At 37.5% G+C, this 25,579-nt stretch carries 27 protein-coding genes; 18 read left to right on the forward strand and 9 right to left on the reverse strand.

What is annotated here, in order from left to right; genetic code table 11:
• The first annotated feature begins 100 nt into the window (after positions 1–100).
• Positions 101–2,977: an aminomethyl-transferring glycine dehydrogenase gene (gcvP, locus tag AC3ITD_RS23430; protein ID WP_489363002.1), complete on the forward strand. Its 2,877-nt coding sequence runs from the start codon at positions 101–103 to the stop codon at positions 2,975–2,977.
• Positions 2,978–3,205: 228 nt separating this feature from the next.
• Here gcvP and AC3ITD_RS23435 read toward each other — a convergent pair whose 3' ends face one another.
• The 3 genes from AC3ITD_RS23435 to AC3ITD_RS23445 are packed head-to-tail and all read right to left on the reverse strand — an operon-like array spanning position 3,206 to position 4,509.
• Positions 3,206–3,568, reverse strand: coding sequence for a VOC family protein (locus tag AC3ITD_RS23435; RefSeq protein ID WP_489363003.1), 363 nt, complete (start codon positions 3,566–3,568; stop codon positions 3,206–3,208).
• Positions 3,569–3,613: 45 nt separating this feature from the next.
• On the reverse strand, positions 3,614–4,066 hold the full coding sequence (locus tag AC3ITD_RS23440) for an RES family NAD+ phosphorylase (protein WP_489363004.1): 453 nt from the start codon (positions 4,064–4,066) through the stop codon (positions 3,614–3,616).
• 2 nt (positions 4,067–4,068) lie between these two features.
• A complete protein-coding gene (locus tag AC3ITD_RS23445; protein WP_265799976.1) occupies positions 4,069–4,509 on the reverse strand; it encodes an Xre family toxin-antitoxin system antitoxin in 441 nt (146 codons plus the stop codon).
• A gap of 272 nt (positions 4,510–4,781) precedes the next feature.
• On the opposite strand from AC3ITD_RS23445, the gene AC3ITD_RS23450 reads away from it, so the two are divergent.
• Positions 4,782–5,354 (forward strand): YceI family protein, encoded by a 573-nt coding sequence (locus AC3ITD_RS23450; RefSeq protein ID WP_265799974.1) that lies wholly within the window; start codon positions 4,782–4,784, stop codon positions 5,352–5,354.
• Between the two features lie 500 nt (positions 5,355–5,854).
• Here AC3ITD_RS23450 and AC3ITD_RS23455 read toward each other — a convergent pair whose 3' ends face one another.
• Positions 5,855–6,619, reverse strand: coding sequence for an MBL fold metallo-hydrolase (locus AC3ITD_RS23455; protein WP_265799972.1), 765 nt, complete (start codon positions 6,617–6,619; stop codon positions 5,855–5,857).
• Between the two features lie 52 nt (positions 6,620–6,671).
• Between AC3ITD_RS23455 and recJ the strand changes: the two genes are divergently transcribed.
• The 8 genes from recJ to AC3ITD_RS23495 all read left to right on the forward strand — a co-directional run bounded on the left by recJ (position 6,672) and on the right by AC3ITD_RS23495 (position 13,154).
• Complete coding sequence (recJ, locus tag AC3ITD_RS23460) at positions 6,672–8,381, forward strand: single-stranded-DNA-specific exonuclease RecJ (RefSeq protein ID WP_489363005.1); 1,710 nt, start codon at positions 6,672–6,674, stop codon at positions 8,379–8,381.
• A gap of 152 nt (positions 8,382–8,533) precedes the next feature.
• Positions 8,534–9,274: an LPS export ABC transporter ATP-binding protein gene (gene lptB, locus AC3ITD_RS23465; RefSeq protein ID WP_056851974.1), complete on the forward strand. Its 741-nt coding sequence runs from the start codon at positions 8,534–8,536 to the stop codon at positions 9,272–9,274.
• A 149-nt stretch (positions 9,275–9,423) separates the two neighbouring features.
• Positions 9,424–10,947 carry a GH3 auxin-responsive promoter family protein gene (locus AC3ITD_RS23470; protein WP_489363006.1) on the forward strand — a complete coding sequence of 508 codons (1,524 nt, stop codon included), beginning with the start codon at positions 9,424–9,426 and terminating at the stop codon, positions 10,945–10,947.
• A 3-nt stretch (positions 10,948–10,950) separates the two neighbouring features.
• Positions 10,951–11,367, forward strand: a complete 417-nt coding sequence (locus AC3ITD_RS23475) for a hypothetical protein (protein ID WP_489363007.1) — start codon at positions 10,951–10,953, stop codon at positions 11,365–11,367.
• Positions 11,368–11,438: 71 nt separating this feature from the next.
• Positions 11,439–11,873 (forward strand): YkvA family protein, encoded by a 435-nt coding sequence (locus AC3ITD_RS23480; protein ID WP_265799967.1) that lies wholly within the window; start codon positions 11,439–11,441, stop codon positions 11,871–11,873.
• Positions 11,854–12,177, forward strand: a complete 324-nt coding sequence (locus tag AC3ITD_RS23485) for a DUF2752 domain-containing protein (RefSeq protein WP_265799966.1) — start codon at positions 11,854–11,856, stop codon at positions 12,175–12,177. The genes AC3ITD_RS23480 and AC3ITD_RS23485 overlap by 20 nt, the downstream gene beginning before the upstream one ends.
• Before the next feature lie 2 nt (positions 12,178–12,179).
• The gene (locus AC3ITD_RS23490) at positions 12,180–12,647 is read left to right on the forward strand and encodes a CCC motif membrane protein (RefSeq protein WP_489363008.1); all 468 of its coding nucleotides are present in this window, start codon (positions 12,180–12,182) and stop codon (positions 12,645–12,647) included.
• A 96-nt stretch (positions 12,648–12,743) separates the two neighbouring features.
• Complete coding sequence (locus AC3ITD_RS23495) at positions 12,744–13,154, forward strand: BrxA/BrxB family bacilliredoxin (RefSeq protein ID WP_489363009.1); 411 nt, start codon at positions 12,744–12,746, stop codon at positions 13,152–13,154.
• Positions 13,155–13,287: 133 nt separating this feature from the next.
• Here AC3ITD_RS23495 and cdaA read toward each other — a convergent pair whose 3' ends face one another.
• Both cdaA and folP read right to left on the reverse strand, forming a co-directional pair.
• On the reverse strand, positions 13,288–14,079 hold the full coding sequence (cdaA, locus tag AC3ITD_RS23500) for a diadenylate cyclase CdaA (RefSeq protein WP_010602775.1): 792 nt from the start codon (positions 14,077–14,079) through the stop codon (positions 13,288–13,290).
• Positions 14,080–14,136: 57 nt separating this feature from the next.
• The gene (gene folP, locus AC3ITD_RS23505) at positions 14,137–14,991 is read right to left on the reverse strand and encodes a dihydropteroate synthase (RefSeq protein ID WP_489363010.1); all 855 of its coding nucleotides are present in this window, start codon (positions 14,989–14,991) and stop codon (positions 14,137–14,139) included.
• A 101-nt stretch (positions 14,992–15,092) separates the two neighbouring features.
• Here folP and AC3ITD_RS23510 point away from each other — a divergent pair, with 101 nt between their 5' ends.
• The 4 genes from AC3ITD_RS23510 to AC3ITD_RS23525 all read left to right on the forward strand — a co-directional run bounded on the left by AC3ITD_RS23510 (position 15,093) and on the right by AC3ITD_RS23525 (position 18,524).
• Complete coding sequence (locus AC3ITD_RS23510; protein ID WP_265800071.1) at positions 15,093–15,635, forward strand: DUF1599 domain-containing protein; 543 nt, start codon at positions 15,093–15,095, stop codon at positions 15,633–15,635.
• Entirely contained in the window at positions 15,636–16,787 is a 1,152-nt protein-coding gene (locus AC3ITD_RS23515; RefSeq protein WP_265799960.1) for a BT_3928 family protein, read from the forward strand.
• On the forward strand, positions 16,787–17,842 hold the full coding sequence (locus AC3ITD_RS23520; protein ID WP_265799959.1) for an ABC transporter permease: 1,056 nt from the start codon (positions 16,787–16,789) through the stop codon (positions 17,840–17,842). Before AC3ITD_RS23515 ends, AC3ITD_RS23520 begins: the two co-directional genes overlap by 1 nt.
• Before the next feature lie 82 nt (positions 17,843–17,924).
• Complete coding sequence (locus AC3ITD_RS23525; RefSeq protein WP_489363011.1) at positions 17,925–18,524, forward strand: shikimate kinase; 600 nt, start codon at positions 17,925–17,927, stop codon at positions 18,522–18,524.
• A 20-nt stretch (positions 18,525–18,544) separates the two neighbouring features.
• On the opposite strand, the gene crtD is transcribed toward AC3ITD_RS23525, so the two are convergent.
• Both crtD and AC3ITD_RS23535 read right to left on the reverse strand, forming a co-directional pair.
• Positions 18,545–20,026, reverse strand: a complete 1,482-nt coding sequence (crtD, locus tag AC3ITD_RS23530) for a 1-hydroxycarotenoid 3,4-desaturase CrtD (RefSeq protein ID WP_265799956.1) — start codon at positions 20,024–20,026, stop codon at positions 18,545–18,547.
• Between the two features lies 1 nt (position 20,027).
• The gene (locus AC3ITD_RS23535) at positions 20,028–21,731 is read right to left on the reverse strand and encodes a M28 family peptidase (protein WP_489363012.1); all 1,704 of its coding nucleotides are present in this window, start codon (positions 21,729–21,731) and stop codon (positions 20,028–20,030) included.
• A gap of 209 nt (positions 21,732–21,940) precedes the next feature.
• Between AC3ITD_RS23535 and AC3ITD_RS23540 the strand changes: the two genes are divergently transcribed.
• From AC3ITD_RS23540 to AC3ITD_RS23550, 3 genes are all read left to right on the forward strand, one after another.
• Complete coding sequence (locus tag AC3ITD_RS23540) at positions 21,941–22,051, forward strand: hypothetical protein (RefSeq protein ID WP_056851986.1); 111 nt, start codon at positions 21,941–21,943, stop codon at positions 22,049–22,051.
• A 132-nt stretch (positions 22,052–22,183) separates the two neighbouring features.
• Positions 22,184–23,617, forward strand: coding sequence for a 23S rRNA (uracil(1939)-C(5))-methyltransferase RlmD (rlmD, locus tag AC3ITD_RS23545; RefSeq protein WP_489363013.1), 1,434 nt, complete (start codon positions 22,184–22,186; stop codon positions 23,615–23,617).
• Positions 23,618–23,699: 82 nt separating this feature from the next.
• Complete coding sequence (locus tag AC3ITD_RS23550; RefSeq protein ID WP_489363014.1) at positions 23,700–24,107, forward strand: hypothetical protein; 408 nt, start codon at positions 23,700–23,702, stop codon at positions 24,105–24,107.
• A 118-nt stretch (positions 24,108–24,225) separates the two neighbouring features.
• Here the strand turns inward: AC3ITD_RS23550 and AC3ITD_RS23555 are convergent, their stop codons facing one another.
• Positions 24,226–24,930 carry a head GIN domain-containing protein gene (locus AC3ITD_RS23555; RefSeq protein WP_489363015.1) on the reverse strand — a complete coding sequence of 235 codons (705 nt, stop codon included), beginning with the start codon at positions 24,928–24,930 and terminating at the stop codon, positions 24,226–24,228.
• Positions 24,931–25,058: 128 nt separating this feature from the next.
• On the opposite strand from AC3ITD_RS23555, the gene AC3ITD_RS23560 reads away from it, so the two are divergent.
• Entirely contained in the window at positions 25,059–25,565 is a 507-nt protein-coding gene (locus AC3ITD_RS23560; protein ID WP_265799947.1) for a phosphoribosyltransferase family protein, read from the forward strand.
• Positions 25,566–25,579 lie beyond the last annotated feature (14 nt).

Consider the following 25,579-nt stretch of genomic DNA (forward strand, 5'->3'; position numbering starts at 1 on the left):
TCGCCTTTAAGCGTAAATAAGACACCTTTTTTACACTGATATATAGCAAAATACAATATCGTTTTTCCTACCTTTGCAGCAAATTATTATTCATACCTGCATGAGCTTAAATATCCACTACAAGGAAGATTTTCAAAATCGTCATATTGCACCAAATGAGGCAGATACTGCTGAAATGTTGCAAGCTGTTGGCGTAAATTCTATTGATGAACTGATTGAACAAACTGTTCCTACGGCAATTAGGTTAAAACAACCATTAAATCTGCCTGCGGCGAAGTCAGAAACTGAATATTTGGGTGCTTTAAAACAAACCTCATTGTTAAATAAAGTTTTCAAGAGCTTTATTGGACAGGGTTATTATGATACCATTACCCCGGGTGTAATTTTACGTAACGTATTTGAAAATCCAGGATGGTATACGCAATATACACCATACCAGGCCGAAATTGCACAAGGTCGTTTACAGGCGTTATTAAATTTCCAAACGATGGTAATCGATTTAACCGGAATGGAAATTGCCAATGCGTCACTTTTAGACGAAGGTACGGCTGCGGCAGAGGCGATGTTTATGCAATACAGTACGCGTAAAAATCAAGCTGCAAAGAAGTATTTCGTTTCAGATTTAGTTTTTCCTCAAACGATAGATATTTTAAAAACCCGAGCTAATCCTTACGGTATTGAATTAGTCATCGGCCATCATTTGGATTTCGTAGCTACCGAAGATTTCTTTGGTGCGATTGTTCAATATCCCGCAGGTAATGGAGAAGTTTTCGATTACAAAAACTTTGCTTCTGAATTACACAATAAAAATATTAAATTAACGGTTGCAGCTGATATTTTAAGCTTAACCTTATTAGCGCCTCCAGGCGAATGGGGTGCTGATATCGTGGTAGGTACAACGCAACGTTTCGGTATTCCGATGGGTTTTGGCGGTCCACACGCAGCATTTTTCGCAACTAAAGAAGAATATAAACGCTCAATCCCAGGTCGTATTATTGGTGTAACCATCGATAGCCACGGCGATTATGCTTTACGTATGGCTTTGCAAACCCGCGAGCAACACATCCGTAGAGATAAAGCAACTTCGAACATTTGTACGGCGCAAGCATTATTGGCGATTATGGCTGGCTTCTATGCAGCTTATCACGGCCCGAAAGGATTAAAAGCCATTGCAGAACGTACGCATGGTTTGGCGGTTAGTTTAGCATCAACGTTAAAAAGTTTAGGTTACGAGCAATTAAATTCAGCTTATTTCGATACCATTCGTTTCGATTTAGGCGACTTAAAAGGTGGCATTCATTCAGGTTGTTTAGATAACGAAATCAACTTGAATTATGTGGGTAACGTGGCTACCATCTCTATCGATGAAACCACTGCTTTTGAAGATGTTGCATTAATTGCTAAAATTTTCGCTAAAGTAAAAGCAGTTGCTGCTGATCAGGTTGAGGTAGTAGAAAATGTTGAATCCGTAATTCCATCAGCTTTACAACGTACTTCAGCGTACTTAAGTCACCCAATTTTCAATTCGCACCATTCAGAGCATGAAATGTTGCGTTACATCAAATCATTAGAGGCGAAAGATTTATCGCTTTGCCACTCGATGATTGCTTTGGGAAGTTGTACCATGAAATTGAATGCTACTGCAGAAATGATTCCGGTAACCTGGTCTCACTTTGGTCGTATTCACCCATTCGCTCCAGCAGATCAGGTTTTGGGTTACTATTCGGTTTTTAACGAGCTTGATAAATGGTTAAGTGAGATTACCGGTTTTGCTGCGATGAGTTTACAGCCAAACGCTGGTGCTCAAGGTGAATATGCAGGTTTAATGGTTATTCGTGCTTATCACCACGATAGAGGCGATTTCCACCGTAACGTTGCGCTAATTCCTGCATCTGCTCACGGTACAAATCCTGCTTCTGCAGCAATGGCTGATATGAAAATCGTTGTTGTGAAATCTTTAGAAAATGGTAACATTGATGTTGAAGATTTAAAAGCAAAAGCAGAGTTACATAAAGACAATTTATCTTGTTTGATGGTGACTTATCCATCAACTCATGGTGTATTCGAAGAGAGCATCATCGAAATTTGTGAAACGATCCACGCTAACGGCGGACAAGTTTATATGGATGGTGCAAACATGAATGCACAGGTTGGTTTAACTAGCCCAGCTAATATTGGTGCCGATGTTTGCCATTTAAACTTGCACAAAACTTTCTGTATCCCTCACGGTGGTGGCGGTCCAGGTATGGGCCCAATTGGTGTGGCGAAACACTTGGTTCCTTATCTTCCTGGTCATGCTGTGGTTGATATCGACAAAGGAAAATCGATTTCTGCGGTTTCTTCTGCACCTTGGGGTTCAGCTTCGATCTTGATTATTTCTCATGCTTACATCGCTATGATGGGTGCTGAGGGATTAACCAATGCGACTAAATATGCGATTTTAAACGCCAATTACATGAAAGCTCGTTTAGAGCAACACTACCCAGTACTTTATTCAGGTGCTCAGGGTCGTTGTGCACACGAGATGATTTTAGATTGTCGTTCATTCAAAGCTTTCGGAATTGAAGTTACTGATATCGCCAAACGTTTAATGGATTATGGTTTCCACGCCCCAACGGTTTCATTCCCGGTTGCAGGTACGTTAATGGTTGAACCTACAGAATCGGAGCCTAAACATGAATTAGATCGTTTTTGTGATGCACTGATCGCGATTAAAAAAGAAATAGATCAGGTTGAAAATTTAACTTTTGATAAGGTTGATAATCCATTGAAAAACGCACCTCATACTGTTGCTATAATTACCGCCAACGATTGGGGACACGCTTACAGCCGCCAAACAGCAGCTTTTCCACTTCCTTATGTGTTGGAACGCAAGTTCTGGCCATCAGTTGGTCGTGTAAATGATAGCCATGGCGATAGATCATTAATTTGTGCGTGCCCACCGGTAGAAAGTTATTTGGAAGAAATAGTGCCGTAACGCTCACTATTCGTCATTGCGAGGAGGCTTTTTCAGCCGACGTGGCAATCTAATTAGATAAATCATCTGCAAGTTTTATGAATTTATTTTCATACAGCTTGCAGATTTTTTTTTGCCCGTCATTTCGAGTGAAGGCGAGAAATCTTTGTAATTAAACCTATGTGAAAAGATTTCTCCATTTCACTACGTTCAGTCGAAAAGACGACTTTTGATTGTGAAATAAAAAAGTTAACTAAACTCCCCAAAATGCCAAAGAATCCCCGATGGATCGTGGAGGAAACATTCACTTCCCCAGCTTTCAATTCTGATTGGACTTAGCTTTACATTTTCATATTTCGCAGGTAAATCAAGCGCTGAAAGTTCATTGTAAAACTGATTCACGTTATCCACCTCCATAAAAATCATGGTGTTATCTATCCAATCTTTAACGTAGGCATTTTGTAGATAAAAAGCGAGGTTGCCGCTTTTGAAAACCGACATGCTTTCGCCCAGAGTTACTTCTTCAAAACCAAGATCGCGGTAGAATTTTCTTGACGTTTCGAAATTTTTAGCTCCAATAAATGGTCGAAGTGATTTTGCGCTGTGATTCATGGTTTTATTTTGATATTTAATTGACGGCCTCAAACGAAGTTTAAACTAAAGTAATATATTATCCCATTCAAAATTTTCAATTGAATATATAGCTACCTTATTTGAAAAATCAGGGTGTTTGGTATTTATTAAATAATTGTACTCGTTTTGAACCAATGCGGATGGAACTTTCAATAATAAGCTCTTATTATTTTTGTACCAATCAGACCCAATCTCCTGTAGTCGAGGATAAGATTTCACGCTCTTCCAATCTGTGGGTAAATTCTTTAATTGGATTTCTGAAACATCACTTTTATCTGCATTTACCTTAATCGATAAGAGTTTGTATTGATGATCAATATTAATTGCGCTTCGATGAGCAATCAATTCTAATGCAGATAATGCTATGGAACTGCCTGTATAGATTATAAACTCATCATCTCTATTCCATCTGTTTGCAATACCAGACGCAACCAACCTATTGGCGTATTTTTCTTTTCTAATGTTATAAATTAACATAGTTAAACATTTTCACCATATTCAAGAGCCGACAATCTGTTATCAATAAATTTTATCCCTGAAACAGTATCTAGAAATGAAGTTGGAGCTTTATTATCCAATAAGTGGTTTTTCATAGAGAGCCACTTCTCGAAATTATCGGTATCTCCAAATACCTCTATGCCGTGTTTATATAATGAAATAATTAATACAATGTGTTCTTTAATATTGCCTTTTAGTATTAAATCGGTATTTTTTTTATAATTCCTAAATGTTCTTGGTGTAATGCTTAACCAATCAGATAAGATAGTATCATTAAGTCCGATCATACTATCTAAAGTTTTGACAAAATCATTATCAAATTTACTTTGTACGGTGTAGAAATAAATTTTTGAAAAATCATTTAAAGTCGGAATCTCCTCTAAAATTTTCTGTTGTCTTTTATCTAAAGTTGCGATCGACATATATGCAAATGTTTGTTTTAAATATACGGAATTATTTCTTTTTATATAGGGAAAAATTTCTTTCTTATGTGTTTTAAGCCGAATACAATATTTTTTTAAATTATTATCCCATAAAAACTTTAAATTAAAATAAACTAATTAAACCTCGAGTGCAATCCTTAGTCAATAGAGTGCTTTCAGATAAATCGATCGTTTTTGAAAAAGTTAACATACATCAATAACAAACAATCTATCTTAAACTTATATTTGCAAAATAAATTAAAAAATCAAACATGAAATTAAAAATCTCTTCCATCCTTTTGTTAGTTGCAGTTGTGTCATTATCAGCTTTTACAACTATTAAACCAGTTACTTACACTGTAGATGCAGCAAAATCAACCATCACCTGGATTGGTAAAAAAGTAACAGGTTCTCACAACGGAACTATCGCTTTGCAATCAGGAACTTTAAATGTTGATGGCAAAAAAGTAACAGGTGGTACTTTCACAATCGATATGAATTCTATTAAAGATGCTGATGGCAGTGCGAAATTAGAAGGTCACTTAAAAGCAGACGATTTCTTCGGAACGGCGAAATATCCAACTTCAACTTTCGTAATTACCAAAGTTGCTGGAAACAATGTAACAGGTAACTTAACCATTAAAGGTATTACCAAACCAGTAACTTTCCCTGCAACTATTTCTGTAAATGCAGATGGAACTGTTTCTGCTTTAGCTGGTAAAATCTTAGTGGATAGAACTAAATATGACATTCGTTACGGTTCAAAATCTTTCTTCGATAGCATTGGCGACAAAGCAATTGATGATAACTTCGAAATCGGCGTGAAATTAGTAGCTAAGAAATAAAACCTCCCAAACCTCCTCTGAAAGTGAGGACTTTAAAAAGAAAGGTCTCGATCTTATCGGGACCTTTTTTTGTATCCTCATAGCGAGTTACGAAGCAATCCTTGCACGCCTGTAGTAGACTTTTTATGAATTCTATCTTGGTTCTGGAAAGCAATTGCGGTATAATTATTAAAGTTTATTCCCGCCATTCGCTACAATCTTTTTAAAACCTTATAGGTTTAATCAAAAGTATTTTCGCTGCTGTCGGGTTTAGGTACTTAATGAGCTACAAGAAACAAAGATTTTCAAATTGCAGGATTTGGCTAAAGCCTTGCTTGCTTTGTTTATTTTCCGTCAGTTGAAACTGACGGCAATGAATTATTGCCAAGCGGTTTTGCCGGCTTTAATCCTTTTACTTTAGCTTTTAAGCTTTCAGCTTTGGTCTTTAAGCTTTTCCTGTGACTAGTTTTTTCGACTTGCATTTCATTGCCGTTGGCTTCAGCCAACGGATAACAATTCAATTATCTTATTCTAAACCCGCCGTCAATTTCATCAACAAAACCCGTAGCCTGATCTTTGCTGTGGTAAAATAAACATTCCCAGTTTTCAGCAGCAGCTCTTTTTCCAAATTCCTTTCGTAATTCCATTGCTTTGCGGCCATCGAAATCGTATTTGGCAATGAAGTTTTTAATCAGTTCTCCAGGTTCTGGCAATACATCGCCTCCAAAAAAAACTTTCTGATTCCCCTCAGTTAATAGAAAAACCTGGTGGTTTGGGCAATGGGCACCTGTAAATTCAAATGCAATGGTTTCATCCAGATTTCCATCGCCTTCTACAAATTTCAGCTGTGCATTACGTTGCAGGTATTCGAAAATATCGGTGTGGTAAGAGCTTGATGTACTGCTAAATGCCGTTTCCCATTCGCCACGATTGATTACATATTCTGCATCCGGGAAACTGAGCTCTGTTTGATCGCCTAATTTGTGAATCATTCCACCAGAGTGATCGTAGTGCAAATGCGACATCAAAACCTTGGTAACATCTGTTGGGTCAAACCCAGCATTCCGGATGTTTTTGTGTAAAATCAGTTCGCCATGGTCATCACTGAAACCTAAACCAGTATCAAAAAGGACTAAATCATTCTTAAGTTCTACCAGAAAAGGTTGGACGTTGATAAACAACGAAGCCGGGCGATCTTTATAGTTGTGAATGGATGAATCAAACGGTATGAATTTTTTTGAGGCATCTACAGAATAGGTGCCTTCGAATAAGGTATGAACTTGCAAAATGTAGAGATTTAAATTAAAAAAGTATATTTACTGTTCGGAAACAAATATAATGGAAAAAAGATGGGTGCTGACATCAAATTGTAATGATGACACGGTAAAGAAATTAGCAGAACAACTCAATATAGATCAATCGCTTTCACAAATTTTAGTTCAACGCAATGTTTGTGATTTTGACCAGGCAAAGTATTTTTTCAGGCCTGATTTAAATCATCTTCACGATCCATTCTTGATGAAAGATATGGATAAAGCCATAGAAAGAATCGAAAATGCATTAGCAACTCACGAAAAAATTCTGATCTACGGTGATTATGATGTTGATGGAACCACATCGGTAGCATTGGCTTTTAGTTTTTTTTCTCAACTTACAAAAAACATCGAATACTATATTCCGGATAGGTACCAGGAAGGATATGGAATTTCTACCGCGGGTATCGATTATGCAAATGAGAACGGATTTTCTCTGATTATTGCTTTAGATTGTGGTATAAAATCCATCGATAAGGTTGATTATGCAAATGGCTTAGGAATCGATTTTATCATTTGTGATCACCATTTACCTGGTGATGAATTGCCAAAGGCAATAGCGGTTTTAGATCCAAAAAGATTGGATTGTGAGTATCCGTTTAAAGAATTGGCAGGCTGCGGAATAGGCTTCAAACTGGCACAAGCCTATGCTCAAAAACATCATCTTCCAACAGAAACCTACCTGCAGTATCTCGATTTGGTAATGGTAAGCATTGCCGCAGATATTGTTCCGGTAGTTGGCGAAAATAGAATTTTAGCTTATTATGGGTTAAAAAAATTAAATACCAATCCATGTGAGGGCTTAAGGGCTTTAATGGAGGTTTCGGGTAAAACTGAAAATTACACCATCACGGATGTGGTTTTTACTTTGGGTCCGCGGATAAATGCCGCAGGCCGTATAGACCATGCAAAACATGCCGTAGCGATGTTGCTTTGCCAGGTAGATGGAAATTCTTCAGAGCAGAGTGAACTAATTAACCTGAAAAATACAGAGCGCAAAACATACGATCAGGATATTACCCGGGAAGCATTGGCTTTAATAGGGGAAAGCGAAGTGCTTATTCACCGAAAAACCACTGTTGTATTTAACGAAAATTGGCACAAGGGTGTTATTGGCATTGTAGCTTCGCGGTTAACAGAAAAATATTACCGCCCAACAATCGTTTTGACTAAATCAAACGGTCATGTGGCAGGTTCTTGCCGATCAGTTGTAGGCTTCGATTTGTATGAAGCGTTAAGTGGCTGCGCTGATTTACTCGACCAATATGGCGGTCATAAATTTGCGGCTGGTTTAACCATGCAGGAGCAAAACGTTAATGCTTTTGCCGATAAATTTGAGGAAATTGTTTCTTCAAGTATCACTGATGAATTGTTAACACCGATGATAAAAATTGATGCAGAAATAGATCTTGCTCAAATTGATGGTAAATTTTATCGCGTATTGGCGCAAATGGGTCCATTCGGACCTGAAAACATGGCTCCGATTTTTATTACACATAACGTATACTTAGATCGGGCCGCAATGGCAGTAGGTGCAAACCACCTTAAAATAAATATAAAGCAACAAAATTCACTTATTTTTGAAGGCATTGGTTTTGGTCTGGCTGAATTTCAAAATCTCTTACAACCAAAAGTGCCATTTTCTGTTTGTTATACTATTGAAGAAAATGTGTGGCGAGATAAAAAGCGATTGCAGCTCAATATTAAAGGGATAAAGATAAAGGAGCAGGGATGAAAGAACAAGGATAAAAGAGCAAGGACAAAGGAGCAAAGCGTAAAGAATAAAAAGTAAAGATCAAAGAGAAAAGACAAGACTTAAGACTGAGGAATGAACAGCCCAATCTTTATTCATTGATCTTTGTTCTTTTATCTAAAAATTGATAAAGAATGATATTAAGAGCCGAAAATCTGGTAAAAAAATATAAGCAACGCACTGTTGTAAACGATGTTTCATTTAATGTGAGTCAAGGGGAAATTGTGGGTTTGCTTGGCCCGAATGGCGCCGGTAAAACGACTTCTTTTTACATGATTGTAGGTTTGATTAAGCCAAATGAAGGTCGCATTTTCTTGGAGGATGAAGATATTACGGAAGATGCCATGTACCGCAGGGCACAGAAAGGTATCGGCTATTTGGCCCAGGAAGCTTCTGTTTTTAGAAAGCTAACCGTTGAGGATAATATTCTTGCCATTCTAGAAATGAGTAACCTGACCAAAGAAGAACAGAGAGACAAGCTTGAAGAATTGATCAATGAGTTTAGCTTACACAAGGTTCGGAAAAACCGAGGCGATTTATTATCAGGCGGAGAGCGTAGAAGAACCGAAATTGCCCGTGCTTTAGCGGCAAACCCGAACTTTATTCTCTTAGATGAACCATTTGCCGGGGTAGATCCAATTGCTGTGGAAGAAATTCAAAGCATTGTTGCAAAACTAAAACATAAAAATATTGGTATACTAATAACCGACCATAATGTACAGGAAACGCTTTCCATTACTGATAGGGCTTATTTGCTTTTCGAAGGAAAAATTTTAGAGCAAGGTGTTCCGGAGGTTTTGGCAGAAAACGAAATGGTAAGGAAAGTATATTTAGGATCTAACTTCGTATTGAAACGCAAGAAATTTGATGTTTAAATATTAACTGCAGAGATATAGGATAGACACATTTTTAATATTTGAAATCCCATTGAAAAAAAAATGAACGTAAATAGGAGTATTTTGAGAATTGATGATAAATCTGGTTCATTGCCAGATCTGTGTTTATCTGTGGAAAAAAATAAAGCATGGCAATCGTAAATTCAATTTTTACCTGGTTAATGAAAAAGCGGATCCATCAGATCGAGCTTTTTATGAAATATCCACACGATGTTCAACAAGAGTGGTTTCATACTTTAATTGATAGTGCAGAAAATACAGAATGGGGTAAGTTATATGATTACAAATCTATTTTAACCCCGCAACAATACCAGGAACGGGTTCCCATTCAAAACTATGATACATTAAAGCCATTTATTGAAAGAATGCTGGCTGGCGAACAAAATATTTTGTGGCCATCAGATATCAAATGGTTTGCCAAGTCATCAGGAACTACAAGCGATAGAAGTAAATTCATTCCGGTTTCGGCAGAAAGTTTGGAAGAGTGCCACTTCAAAGGTGGTAAAGACATGCTTTCCATCTACTGCAATAATCGCCCAGACAATCAAATGTTTACCGGAAAAGGTTTAGTGCTTGGTGGTAGCCATCAGGTGAATCAACTCAATGAAGACTGTTTTTATGGCGATTTATCAGCAGTATTGATTAAAAACCTGCCCATCTGGGCTGAGTTTTACCGCACTCCCGATATGTCTATCGCATTGATGGATAACTATGAAGTAAAAATGGATAGGATGGCAGAGGCTACTATTCATGAAAATGTAACCAGTATTTCAGGCGTACCAACCTGGACCATTGTTTTGGCAAAGAAGGTTTTAGAACTTACCGGCAAAAATAATTTATTGGAAGTATGGCCAAATCTGGAAGTTTATATCCACGGCGCCGTAAATTTTGCCCCATATCGTGAGCAGTTTAAACAGCTCATTCCATCCAACGAAATGTACTACCTGGAAACCTACAATGCTTCTGAAGGATTTTTTGGAATCCAGGATCAGGATGATTCTGATGAAATGCTATTAATGCTTGATTATGGTATTTTCTATGAGTTTGTTCCGCTGGAAAACATTGGAGAAGATAATCCAAAAGCACTTTTATTGGGTGAAGTTGAATTGCATAAAAATTACGCGATTATAATCTCAACGAATGGTGGTTTATGGCGCTATATGATTGGCGACACTATTCAGTTCACCTCACTTTCTCCTTATCGGATAAAAATTACTGGTCGTACGAAACATTTTATAAATGCTTTTGGCGAAGAAGTAATTATAGATAATGCTGAACAGGCCTTAACAAAGGCTTGCCTTGCCACTGGTGCCGAAATTAAGGATTACACTGCCGGTCCGATTTATTTTGAAGGTGAGAAAGCCGGAGGACATGAATGGATTATCGAGTTTGACAAACAACCAAGCGACTTTGAAAAGTTTATCGATGTAATGGATAGTACTTTGCGTGAGGTAAATTCTGATTATGATGCCAAACGATTTAAAGATATGGCTTTGTGTAGGCCTACAGTGCATAACGCACCAGCCAACACCTTTTACAATTGGTTAAAAAGCCGGGATAAATTGGGCGGCCAGCATAAGGTTCCGCGTTTGGCCAATGAGCGAAAATATATTGATGATATTCTTGAGATGATGAACGCATCAGCAGCTTAAAATATGATGAGTGCTAAACAACTGATATTGAGTTTGTTTTTTCTGGCCTCTTTAGGTTTAAAAACATTTGCCCAGATTAGTGAGAGTAAGAAAGCAAAAGTCGCTTATAAAATTGTAGAAACCTCGCCCAGATGTAAACAACTTACTAAAGGCTTGTTCGAAAGGATAAAGAAAAATGGAGGAACATCTTATGGTGTAATGTTAGAATCTAGCCCAAATCCTAAAACAGATCCTTCCCAAAGCTATTCCAAAACCTATGATTTTAACTTACACGAAAGCTATCGTGACCGGATGCCCATCATTGCCAGATTCATCTTTGATCCTGTAAAAAGGCAGTTATTTGAGGAAGACACTGCAAATGATAAGCTGGTGCCGATTTCCTTCGATAAAAAATTGCTTTTTTTGTTTGATCAAAAATAATTGAAGCTGACTATTTATTTAAATAGCATATGGTTTAACTTTTTTGGACGTTAATTTGTAAAGCATTATTTATGAGATTTAACAGGAAGAGAGTTTTAGATTTTTTTAAGAAATCTGAAAACAGAGCAACGTTGATTTTGAACGACAAATCTAAAGCAAGTGGCACAATTAAAGATGCTTTGGGCAAAGCCATAAATAATAAAAGCGATCTTGATGGGGTTTGGACTAAAATGGTTTTGCTATTTGGCGTGGCAAAAGATTATGTAAACGGCGACTATACCGAAATCCCAAAAAGATCTATCGTTGCTATTTTGGGAGGAATTATATATTTTCTTTCTCCTTTGGATATCGTTCCGGATTTTGTTCCACTTTTAGGTTTTATGGACGATATTTTTGTACTTAATTTAGTATATAAACAAGTTTTAAAAGACCTGGAAAAGTACAAAATATGGAAAGATGCTCAACTGAAAGTTATCGGCAAATTAGATGATCCTTCAACAACTTAGTTTTATCGATTGGCTAAGCCACCATCTTTTAGCTTGCCCTTTCAAAAGCTATTTCGGTTATGATTGCCCGGGTTGTGGTTTGCAGCGGTCTATAGTTTCACTTCTGGAAGGCGATTTCCTTGCTTCATTTAAGTATTATCCGGCCACCATTCCTTTAATTTTCATCATCATTTTTACCGCATTTCATTTAAAATTCGATTTTAAATTGGGGGCTTCTGTAATAAAATTCGCATTTTTAGGTATTGCAGCAATTGTGTTTATCAACTACATTTACAAAATATATACCCATCAACTTATCGCTTAACTATGTCAGACGAACAGCAAAATCGGCCACAAAATAATCCAATTGATTTAAATAAACCAGAACAACCTAACACTCCTCCTTCTGGTTTTGGACCAATAACTCCACCACCTTTTCAGCAACCACCTCCATTTGGTCAATTTGGTGGAATGGGCGGTCAGCAAAATCTTCCAAATGCTACGGTAGCTTTAGTTTTAGGGATTTTGGCGCTTCCGGCATGTTGTTTCTATGGCATTTTCGGTCTAATATTTGGTATCATTGCCTGGGCACTTGGTGGTAGCGATGTAAAAAAATATCATTTAAACCCAACCATGTATACTGAATCATCATTTAAAAATGCTAAAGCAGGTAAAATCTGCGGGATGATTGCGACGATATTGAGTTTACTTTTTATTATCTTCTTCGTGTTAATTATAGCTGGTGCCATTACCCACCCAGAGGCTTACGATAGATTTTTCAAAGGATTTAACTAGGTGCTAATTTTACCTTAAAAATATAAATTGGATGGTGCATACCATCCGATTTTCTTATTTTTGTACCATTCAAATTGTAAATAAAAACTAACGATAATGTATCCAGAATATTTAGTAGAACCAATGCGTAAGGAATTAACTAACGTAGGTTTTCAAGAGTTAAAAAACGCAGAAGATGTTGACCAAGCCATTAAAGGCGAGGGCACTGTGTTGGTTGTAGTGAATTCGGTTTGCGGTTGTGCCGCGGCTAATGCCCGGCCTGCAGCAAGAGCAGCAGCAGCTCACGAAAAACATCCAGATAAATTGGTAACAGTTTTTGCCGGAATGGAAAAAGAAGCTGTAGATCAGGCTAGAAATTACATGATGCCTTTTCCTCCGTCATCTCCTGCAATGGCCTTATTTAAAGATGGTAAATTGGTTCATATGATCGAGCGTCATCAAATTGAAGGTCGCCCTGCACAAATGATTGCAGATAACCTGATTGGCGCTTTTGAACGATATTGCTAGTTAGGAACAAGGATAAAAGAGTAAGGATTAAAGATTCAATGTCTATAAATCCTTGCTCTTTTATTTTACCAGCTTTTTTAGCTTTTGGATCTTTGTTCTTTGTTCCTTGCTCTTTAATTTTTGTTCTTTTCTCTTAAAAATCTTTATTAAGCAATTTCTCCAGCTCTCCGAAAGAAACATTCATTCTCACTCGTCCTTGTTTGGCATAAGAAATTTCTCCTGTCTCCTCTGAAATAATTACCGCTACTGCGTCAGTAGTTTCAGACACACCAATACCAGCCCGGTGTCTTAACCCAAATTGAGAAGGCAGTTGGTCGTTATCTGTTAAAGGCAAAATACAACTGGCACTTTTAATTTTATTTTCCGAAATCACAACAGCGCCATCATGCAACGGACTGTTTTTTTGGAAAATACTTTCCAGGAGCCTTTTCGAAATTTTCGCATCAACAACCTCACAGCTATTGGCAAAAAATTGTTCGTCGTAAAATTTTACAAACACAATCAACGCCCCTGTACGAGTTTTTTTCATTGTTTTACAGGCATCGATAATGGGTTTTATCCGGGTTAAATTATTCCGCTCAATTTCCTTGCGGCCAAATAAGTAACCCCACCAAGCTTTATTTTTTTGCAGAAATGCATTTTTGCCGATAAGCAAAAGAAAACGTCTGATTTCAGGGTGAAAAATAACAATCAGCGCAATGATCCCAACGCTCATAAATTTCTCTATGATGGTAGTGAGTAATTCCATGTGAAGGGCCTTTACTATCCAGTAAAAAACTGTGATAATAAACATGCCGACCAATAAGTTTACCGCCAACGTATTGCGTATCAGTGTGTAAACGTAGTAAATCAATATTGCAACAAGTACAATGTCTACTACATCTGTTGGCGATACCTTAAGAAAATCAAAATCAAAACCTTTCATCAGTCACAAGATACTAAAACAGTTATCAGTTTACAATTTTCAGTATGATATGTGAGATTAACCCTGAAGCCTTTCGACCAATTTCACACATTCAACAGCTTCCTTTACATCATGAACCCTTAATATTTTAGCTCCTTTTTGCAAAGCAATGGTATTTAAAACCGTGGTGCCGTTTAATGCATCCGCTGCAGTTGTCCCCAATACTTTATGAATCATACCCTTCCTTGAGAAACCAACTAAAACCGGGAGTTTAAATAGTTTGAAAGCTTCCATTTCCTTAAGCAATTGATAATTGTGTTCGAGTGTTTTTCCAAAACCAAAACCTGGGTCAATAATTACGTCGTGTATCTTAAGTGCTCGAAGTTGGGCCACTTTCTTAGCCAGATAATCTACGACTTCTAAGGTTACATTTTCGTAATGAGGGTTTTGATGCATGGTTTGTGGTGTGCCCTGCATATGCATCATCATGTATGGAACTTTTAGCGTGGCTACCATTTCGAACATTCCCTCGTCCAGATCGCCAGCAGAAATATCATTGACAATGTGTGCCCCAGCATAAACAGTTTCTTCGGCCACTTTGGCTCTAAAAGTATCGATAGAAATAACTGCTTCCGGAAGCATGGTTGAAATGGCCTCAACTACTGAAACAGTGCGATATAACTCTTCTTCAATTGATACATCAGCAGCTCCGGGTCTCGATGAATATCCGCCAATATCAATAAACGTAGCGCCTTCTTTCAAAAATTTTTCTGCTTTGGAAAGCGCTTCATGAATTGATTTGGTTCTGCTTTCACCGAAAAAAGAATCTGGGGTAATGTTTAGTATCCCCATCACTTTAGGCTCACTTAAATCAATTATTCGTCCCTTAGCGTTTATACTTTGCTGGGCTTCTAAAAAGTTTTTTTCTGACATAATAAACCCTTTCGGGATTTGGGTTTCGCTATAAAAATGTATCTTTAGCTTTTGTTCAATCTAGACAAAAATACACTAAAACTAATAATTTATTGATTTTGATACAAACAAATACTGCTGAAGAATTTGATGAAGTGATCGCGGTTTGCAGATCTTTATTTCTAAAAAAAACAAAGGATTATGGAACGGCCTGGCGTATTTTAAGGTTAAGTTCAATCACTGATCAGATTTTTATCAAAGCACAACGCATCCGCACTTTAGAGGAGAAAAAAGTTAGTCTGGTAGGCGAAGGCATCATCTCTGAATATATTGGAATTGTAAATTATTGCGTTATTGCGATGATGCAAATGGAGTTATCGGAAACTGACCCAAATGAAATGCCTTACGGCGAGGTTGAACTCCAATTCGATGCAAAGATTGAGGAAACCAAAAACCTGATGTTTGCAAAAAACCATGATTATGGCGAAGCCTGGAGAGACATGCGGATCAGTTCTTTAACTGATTTAATATTGATGAAGGTTTTTCGCGTAAAGCAAATTGAAGACAACGAAGGCCAAACACTTGCTTCAGAAGGTGTAAAAGCAAACTATCAGGATATGCTAAACTACTCCGTGTTTGCATTAATTAAACTAGGCGTAAAGTAGATGAAGAATATAATCTTAAATATTTCAAGAATTTTCGTTGGTGTTCTCTTTATATTTTCAGGTCTAATAAAGGCTAACGATCCATTGGGTTTCGGCTATAAGTTGCAGGAGTATTTTGAAGTTTTCCATCTAAATTTTTTGAGTGGTGCAGCAACAGGGATTGCGATTTTGCTCTGCACACTTGAGATTATACTTGGCGCACTGCTTCTTTTAGGTTTCTGGAGCAGAAAAGTGGCCTGGGGTTTACTTGTCCTTATCATTTTTTTTACCTTACTTACTTTCGTATCAGCTGCATTTAAGGTGGTTACCAGTTGCGGTTGCTTTGGCGATGCCATACCGCTTACACCGTGGCAGTCGTTCAGTAAAGATTTAATTTTGCTCGCTTTGATATTGGTTATTTTCTTCAATAAACACCAAATTAAACCAGTTTTTACCAAGCCAGCTATTCAGCGAAATATTGCGATCCTCATCATGCTCGTGGCTTTAGGTTTTGGAATTTTCACTTATAACGTTTTACCGATAATAGATTTTTTGCCGTATAAAGTGGGAGTGCACATCCCGTCTCAAATGATTATTCCGCCAGGCGAAAAACCAGATGAGTATGAAATTATGTATCATCTGGTAAATAAGAAAACCAAAGAAGAGAAGGATATGAGCGATAAAGCCTATCTAAAAACCGAAATTTGGAAAGATAATAATTGGGAAATCGTTGGTGAGCCGGTGCAGCGCCTGGTTAAAAAAGGCTATGAGCCGAAGATAAAAGATTTAAAAATTACTGATGCTTCCGGCACCGATTATACAAAAGAGCTCATTGAAAATCCATACTATACTTTGATTTTCGTTGCTTATGATTTAAAAAATGCCAACCAGGCTGCAGTTGGAAAGCTCAATGCACTGGCAATAAATGCGACGCAACAGTTTAATATTCGCACGGTTTTATTAACGGCAAATTCAGCTCAGGATGCAGAAGCGTTTATTAAAAAGAATAACCTTTTCTCAGAGGTTTTTTACGCTGATGCTGTTCCATTGAAAAGCATGGTGCGGGCAAACCCAGGAATTCTGTTACTCAAAAATGGCGTAGTGATTAACAAATGGCACTATCACAATGTGCCTACCTTTGATCAACTGAGCCGAAAATATTTCGATAGATAATGATTGCATATGCTATAAAAAAACTGATGTATGGCTTGCTGGTAATGGCGGGCGTAGTATTGGTTGTTTTTGTACTCTTTAATATTTTGCCGGGCGATCCGGCCCGGATGACGATGGGTCAGCGAGCTGATGTTCAATCGCTGGAAGCAGTGAGAAAGGAATTTGGTTTAGATCGTTCAAAACCCATGCAATTTGTACTTTATGTAAATGATCTTTCACCGATAAGCATTTTGGACAATGATAGTGTAACTCAAGCCAAATATCATTACGCCAAATTAATCGGATTCGATCAAAAAGCAATGGTATTAAAGTGGCCTTATCTGCGAAGCTCTTACCAGACTAAACGCGATGTAACGGCAATTTTATCAGAAACCGTTCCAAATACCTTTGTATTAGCGCTTACCGCAATGATTTTTGCGACCATTATTGGTGTGTTTTTAGGCGTATTGTCTGCCGTTTACAAAGATTCATGGATTGATAAAGCTGCCAATGCTTTCGCCATTCTGGGTATTTCGGCACCCTCTTTCTTTGCCGGAATCATCATAGCCTGGCTTTTTGGTTTCGTATTAAGCGACTATACGGGTTTGAAAATGAGCGGAAGCCTGTATTCTTACGATCCTTTTAGTGGAGAAATTTTAACACTAAGAAATCTTTGGTTACCAATGATTACGCTGGGTTTGAGGCCACTTGCCATCATTGTACAGCTTACCAGAAGCGCTATGCTTGATGTTTTAGCACAGGATTATATCAGAACAGCAAGAGCCAAAGGACTAAGTAAAAACGCAATCATTTACAAACATGCTTTAAAGAATGCTATGAATCCGGTAATTACCGCGATTTCGGGTTGGTTTGCTTCATTGCTTGCCGGTTCTTTCTTTGTAGAATATATTTTTGGCTATAATGGTTTAGGCAGAACTACTGTAACTGCGTTAGAAATGTCAGATTTTCCAGTAGTCATGGGCTCTATCTTATTTATCGCTTTTGTGTTTGTGGTAATCAATATTCTGGTAGATATACTTTATGCTTACGTTGATCCAAGAGTAAAATTGGCTTAGCGCCCAACCCCCCGAAGGGGGACCGCAGGCGAGATGGAAATAGCGACAACATAAAAAAGAAATAAAAAATTAAACATTATATATGGCTGATGAAAATTCAGGGTACGATAAAAAGGAGAAGTCCCCTTTAGGGGATTTAGTGCTTAGCAATTCAAATTCCCATTTAAGGGCTGAGGGATTAATTTTCCTCATTGGATATATGGGTTGCGGTAAAAGTACCAAAGCAAAACAGTTGGCGCATCGGTTAGAATGTCCTGTTGTTGATCTGGATGCTGAAATTGTAAGCAAATCAGGCAAAACGATCGCCGAATATTTTATAGAATTTGGCGAAAGTGGGTTTAGGAATTTTGAAAGTGAGATGCTTAAAACTTTTGATTATCCTAAGACTTGTGTGGTTGCAACAGGTGGCGGCTTGCCTTGCTTTTTCGATAATATGGATTGGATGAATGCCAACGGAACAACGGTTTACCTCCAAATGGAACCTGCAGCTCTGGTTTCACGACTACATAACCGCCAAAAACGACCATTGATTAAAGATTTGAACGATGAAGAGCTTTTAGCTTTTATTGAAGTAAAATTAGAAGAGCGCAACCCTTTTTACATGAAGGCTAGAATAATTGTCGATGCTTTTGATCTGGATGCTGAGCAATTGGAAGAAACAATAAAAAATAAAATTAGCTAATTGGCTTATTTATTAATTAGCTAATTCGTTAAATCCTGATCTATTATTTTAGCCGAAAGTAGTGCCAACGGAATTCCACCTCCTGGGTGAACACTACCGCCGCAAAAATAAAGCCCCTTTATTGTAGAACTAAAATTTGCATGCCGCAGAAATGCAGCAAACTGGTTATTTGAGCTATTTCCATATAAAGATCCCTGATAAGATCCGGTTTTGGATTCTATGCTTCTTGGGTCCAGGATTTGCTCAGCTACGATGAGCTCACCAATATCAACTTTTAAAATCCTCTTTATTTTATCGGTGATATTTCGCCTGGCAGTAGCGATCAACTCCTCCCAGTTTTGGCCAACGTTTGCAGGAACATTAATCATCACAAACCAATTTTCACAGCCATCAGGAGCATCCGTTTTAATGTATTTTGAAGTGATATTGATGTAAATTGTTGGGTCAGCGTAAATGGTCTTGTCTTTCCAAATGGTATCAAACTCAGCTTTGTAGTCTCCCGCGAAAAGGATATTGTGCAAATCCAGTTCTGGGTAACTCCCTTTAACTCCCAAGTAAAAAATTAAGGCAGAACTGCTCCGTTCCTGAATTAATAATTTTTCCGGCGCTGGAAAATTCTTTAGTAAGTTCCGATAGGTAAACCAAACGTCGAGGTTAGAAATAACCACTCTCGCAGCACTTTTTTGTTCGTTGCAAATGATGCCTTCAACCACTAACGTTCCATTCTTTTTGGTATAAACAACTTCGCTTACTTTGGAGTTAAAATGAAATTTAACACCCAGATCTTCTGCTAGCTTTACCAATGAAGTCGTAATGCTGTACATTCCTTTTTTTGGAATAAAAGCGCCGAAATGATATTCGAAATGCGGTATCACATTTAAAGTCGCAGGTGCCCGATACGGGTTTGAACCGTTGTAAGTAGCGTATCTGTTAAAAAGCTGTACAATTCGCTCATCTTTAAAAAAGCTTTGGTTTGCCTTTGCCTGGGTTCTAAAAGCATCGATTTGTCCGAAACGAAAAACCGATTTAAGCGTATCCCAGTGCAAATAACTTTTGATCTTATGAAGTGATCTTTGTAAAAATACTTTATTCGTGACTTCATAAATGGTTTTACTTTTTCTAAGAAACTGATGGATTTCTTTGGCATCAGATTTTGTTTTCGCTTCAATTTCCGCGGCGAATTTATTTGCGTCAGTATGCGCAGTTAGCCGTAAACCATCTTCATAAAAATATCTGCAAACTTCATCCAGGCGTTCGTATTCAAAATAATCTTTCGGGTTTTTCCCGGCCAGCTGGAAAAGTTCATCCACATATTGTGGCATGGTAAACAAACTCGGACCGGCATCAAACCTAAAACCTTGAAAATTGATTTCAGCGAGTTTTCCACCAGCATAAGCATTGGCTTCGAAAACCTCTACATCAAAACCTTTTACAGCATATCTAATTGCAGAAGCTATTCCTGCAATTCCTGCTCCAATAACAATGGCTTTTTGCTCAGGCATCTTACTTCAACTCTTCGAGATAAACTTTTGTTTGGTTCTCAATTTCATTCGTTGCAAACTTTATTGTCGAACCTACACGGGTGGTTTCAGCTTTAACTGGCATTTTATTAATAGTGGCCAAGGCGTCAACGTACCATTTGCTCCATACTTCTAAAATGTGTTTTTCATCGGCTGCCGATTTTCCTTCAGTTATTGCTTTTTTACTGAGTTCGAATTCCGTTTTTAAACGAATCAATGCATCAGATTTAACTTGTTTAACGGTGGTTAGAGCGGTATTTTCATCTGCAGAAATTAGGGTGTAAGCTGCGGTTAATCCGCTAATGCCTACGTTTTTCATTTCCGTTGGAGAAACTTTGTCTAATCGGTCATTATCTGTATGGTAAAATACATCGGTGAAGTGCCACATCAGCAATCCTGGAATTTTGTTTTGAAGAAATGGGGTGTGATCACTTCCTCCTTCAAAAGGATTGTAATTTACCGTCCAGTTGGCAAATTTTCCTTGAGCTTTGCAGATATCAAAAATAAAATCGTTGAAATAATGTGGAAACAGGTTCTTCTCCGAAACTTCGCCAGCGCCCCATTCAGTATGTTTATCTACTCCTCTCGTCCAAATGGCTGATGGGTCAGGCATTTTTTCGATCAAGAATGATCCGCCTGTTTTTTTGGTATCCTCGCCAACCATATCTAAACTCATTCCCCACATAATGCCTTTTGCCCGGGTGGTATCTTCAACAATGTATCGCTTTGTCGATACAATTTCATCGCCCCATAAAAAAGTTAGGGTTCGTTGTGGTATAAGTTTTTTCGTTTGATAAAGTTCGGCTGTTAGTCTGGCCATTTCGGCTAATGTGCCTACGCCACTCGCATTGTCGTTAGCACCAGGTTCTTGCACATGCGCACTGAAAACGAATCGTTCATTAGCTTTCACTGCGCCTCTTACATTTGCTACAATTGTTAATTCTTCCGAAGGATAGATTTTGGTTTGAATATTAACTTTCAACTTTGTCGAACCTTTTAAACAAGCCGCCTTAAGTTTCTCTTTGGCAGCATAAGATAAAAGTAAAGTCCAAACTTCACTATCGGCCTTCATACTCCCAAATTGTATGGAGGTTTGATGTACTTCTGGTTGCGTATATTTCGGCATGGAATAGCCAAGAACACCAATTGCGCCTGCTTTTGTTGCAATAGCCAATAATCGCCCTGGATGATTCTCAGAAAAAATAATTTTCCCTTGAAGATCCAGCTTTTCTAACTCAGCCGGTTTTAAATTATTTACCAATATCACATCTGCCGTAACGCCACCAAGAGATGTAGATTTGCAGTTTATAGGAATCATGTTCCGGTTGGTTTTAAAAGAAATTAACGGCTGCTGTTCTCCAACAATTTCTACACTCGCATCTATAGGTTCCCAGGTATTGTTTTTGAGCGGTCGCTTTTCAATTCGGTAGGTCAGGGGTGCCTCTAATTCGTTTTGTGTTTCTGCAACAAATCCCGCTTTTTTAAGAATGTTCTCTACATAATAAATACTTGCATTGAAGCCGCTATTTCCAGGAACGCGAAAATATTTATCAATAAAAGCTGTAGTTTCGTAAGCGTTTTTTTCTTTGAAACCATTTCTGGTTAATATGAAATAGCCGTCAGTAGTATTTTGAGCAAATCCTGCCAATCCCGCAAGAAGAAGAGCGAAAAGTATCCTTATTTTCATTTCGAATTAAAAGGTGAAATATACTAAGAATATTCAGTTGTGACTAAATTGTTCTCCGCTTTGCAGCTAAAGGCCTGCCACATGAATAAAATCTGAAGCACAAATAAACTTTTAACCAACTGATGTAAAATTAACATAAAGTTAACTAATACCGTTATGGTTTTCGGTATGAATTTTGTATTATTGTGTAAATAGATAGGTTTTTTATCATGAGCAAAGAAATATTAGAGTTTTCTGTATTGGTAGATGAAAAGTTCGACCTAAAATTTAATTGGCTTGAAGGTTTCTGGGAAACCGCATTTAAAATTTTTGGGAAATAATTTTTTCAAATCAAATTTTCTAAAGTAACAGTTCCTGTTCAAGTGGAATGTTGCACCCCTGTGTCTAGGTTTTTCTGGCTTTGACCTTTCTATCTTCAACCTTTAGCCTCTTTTTTCTATCTTTGCAAAATAATGAGTAGAAGAAAACCAGGTACGGTAACAATAGTTCCAAACGTACATATAATTGATATTGCTGAAGAAGGAAAAGGTGTAGGCAAAGCCGATGAGTTGGTTATATTTGTTGATAAAGCCGTTCCAGGCGATGTGGTCGACGTTCGTTTAACTAAAAAGAAAAAGAATTTTGCTGAAGCAGTTATTGATCAATTGCATGAGAAATCAGCATTGCGCACCGATCCTTTTTGTCCTCATTTCGGAACTTGCGGCGGTTGCAAATGGCAACACATGGGTTACGATTCGCAATTGAAGTTTAAGCAGAAAAATGTGGAGGCAGCTTTACAGCGACTTGGTAAGATAGATACTTCCAATGCTGAGCCTATTTTAGGTTCTGTTAAAAATAGATATTACCGCAATAAGTTAGAATTTACTTTTTCAAATAAACGTTGGTTAGAAAGAACCGATGTGGAGCGGGATGAAGATTTTGATATGAATGCACTGGGTTTTCACGTTCCTTTGCGGTTTGATAAAATTTTGGATATTCAACATTGTTATCTGCAAGATGAACCATCAAATTCCATCAGGAATTCCGTACGTAAATTTGCTTTAGAAAAAGGATTATCGTTTTATGATTTACGTAATCATGAAGGGGTTTTAAGAAATCTGATCATTCGTACTTCTAGCACAGGAGAGGTGATGGTTGCAGTGGTATTTGCTTATCCTGAACAAGAGCAGATTGATGGCTTAATGAACTTCCTGAAAACAGAATTTCCTCAAATTACCTCACTTCTGTATATCATCAACCAGAAGAAAAATGATACTATTTTTGATCAGAACGTCAATGTTTTTGCTGGTCGCGATCATATTTTCGAAGAAATGCCTTCTGGTTTGCCAGGAGAGGAAGCTATCCGCTTCAAAATTGGGGTGAAATCTTTTTACCAGACCAACTCGGAACAAGCTTTCGAATTGTATAAGATTACAAGAGATTTTGCAGGGTTTAAAGGCGATGAACTGGTTTACGATTTATATACCGGAGCCGGAACCATTGCTAACTTCATTGCTAAACATGTAAAACAAGTGGTTGGGGTAGAATATGTGCCAACAGCCATCGAGGATGCTAAATTCAATGCGCAATTGAATGGAATTGATAATAGCATTTTTTACGCTGGCGATATGAAAGACATTTTAACTTCAGAATTTATCTTGACTCATGGTAAACCTGATGTAGTGATTACCGATCCGCCAAGGGCAGGGATGCATGCAGATGTGGTGCAGCGCTTGCTGGAGATGGAATCGGAAAAAATTGTATATGTAAGTTGCAATGCAGCAACCCAGGCCCGAGATTTGGAGCTGTTAAGCGCTAAATATGACGTTGCCCGAATCAAGCCCGTTGATATGTTTCCACATACGCAACACGTAGAAAATGTAGTTCTGTTGAAATTAAAAGGATAGAATTGGTGTATGATAAATGACTGAATGTGAAGATTGCTTGTTAAAATTCATTCAATCAAACATTCAAAATTCAACATTAAAAATGGATAGAGAAGAATTATTAAGTGCAACACCAGAAGATAGTGGACAACCGCAGAAAAAGCAGGAGAGTCCTCTGGTAAGTTTAGAAAAGGACCTTGAATTTTATGCTGATGCCATTAAAGAAGTTTCAATAGAAATTATGGTGGAGGGAATTTCTGCGCATCCAATTTTTATTGCACATCAACATGAGGTTAATATTGGAGAGTTAATTCTAAATAAAGAAGAGTTGAATACAGATTGGACAATACAAGCCTCTACTTTGGAAGAATTCGTAGAAAAAGGGATCATTAAGAAAGATAAAAAGGAAGCTTTTTTAAAGGTTTACAAAAAGCCTGAAGATTTTATGTGCGTATTTGTAGTGGTACCCGAAGGCGCTAATTTTATCTATTATCCTTATAAAAAGGGGTAGAGGGTTAAGGTGTAAGGATTATTATAGATGTGTTGAATTAAAATCTAAAATCAGTTTTAAAAAAGAGCCGCTTTGCATCCACAAAGCGGCTAATTTTATCATTAACTAAACTAAGTTCTTAATTGACGTGGTGTACATCGCCACTTTTTGACTTTGAGGTTTTCTTCAAAGAAGCATTTCCTTTATAACTCACATCGCCACCGCCGCTGGCTGAAGCTTCTAAACCTTTATTTACATATAAGTTTACGTCAGAACCCCCTGAGGCTTGTACCTTGGCATAATCCGTAACAAATTCGTAAGCATCAATGTCGCTTCCGCCGCTTGATTGAATGCTCATATTTTCAGCTTTTCCTGTTAAATCGATATCGCTACCACCGCTAGATTGGATGGTTAAATCCTTACAAACTACATTCAGCTTCAAATCTGATCCGCCAGAAGATTGGATAGCCAACTTATCGGTTTTTAGCTGATTTTGAGTGAAAACATCAGATCCACCTGAAGCCGCTAAAGCGTTTAAGGTTTTATAATTCACATAAGCCTTAATTATTCGGTTTTTAAACATCCCGCTCCAGTTAATCCCATCCTTAAATTTGATAGAAATGTTACTGCCGTTTTGTTCAACAATAAGATCTTTCAGGGTTTCTGCATCCGATTTTATGGTAACTGCTTCACTACCGCCTTGAGTTAAATACAAATCTATGCCACTACTTACTCTGACACTGTTAAAGTTTTTTACGGGATAATTTTTTGACTCTTGTGCCTTTGCCATATAGCTCATCACTATAATGAACAAAAAGGCGGATGATTTAATTAATGACTTCATGGGTTTTGTTTTTGGTTATTGATTAGACGCATCCATAGCCAAAACGTTGCAAGCAATCGAAATTATTTTTCAAATAGTTTGAATTTCAGCCTTAAAATCGTTCTTTTTGTATTCAACCTTTTTATACAATGGCATCGCAACTACTTATTCTTAATAAAAAACAAATCCAACAAAAGATAGATCGTATCGCTTACCAAATTTTAGAAGATAATTTGAACGAAAAAGAGATTGTACTGGCTGGAATTTGGGATCGGGGATATAAACTTGCGCTTCGTTTAGAAAAGGTTTTGAAGAAAATTTCCCCTTTTAAGCTGACTTTGTTACGTATTGATTTACAGAAAGAGAGCAGTAGGCTAATTGCCAGTACCGATTTGGATGAAAGTTATTGGAAAAATAAGGTGGTAATTATTGTTGATGATGTGCTCAATAGTGGTAAAACACTGGCCTATGGCCTTGGTGTATTCCTCAATACGCCACATAAAAAAATTCGTACGGTAGTTTTAGTAGATAGAAGTCATAAAATTTTCCCGATAGCAACTGATTTTGTTGGCTTAGAATTAGCTACGATTTTAAAAGAACATGTAGATGTGGTAATGGATGTAGAAGGCGAAGAGGATCGGGTTTACTTAAGTTAATCTTTATCCCTTTC

The organism is Pedobacter sp. KH_004 (genome assembly GCF_057840755.1).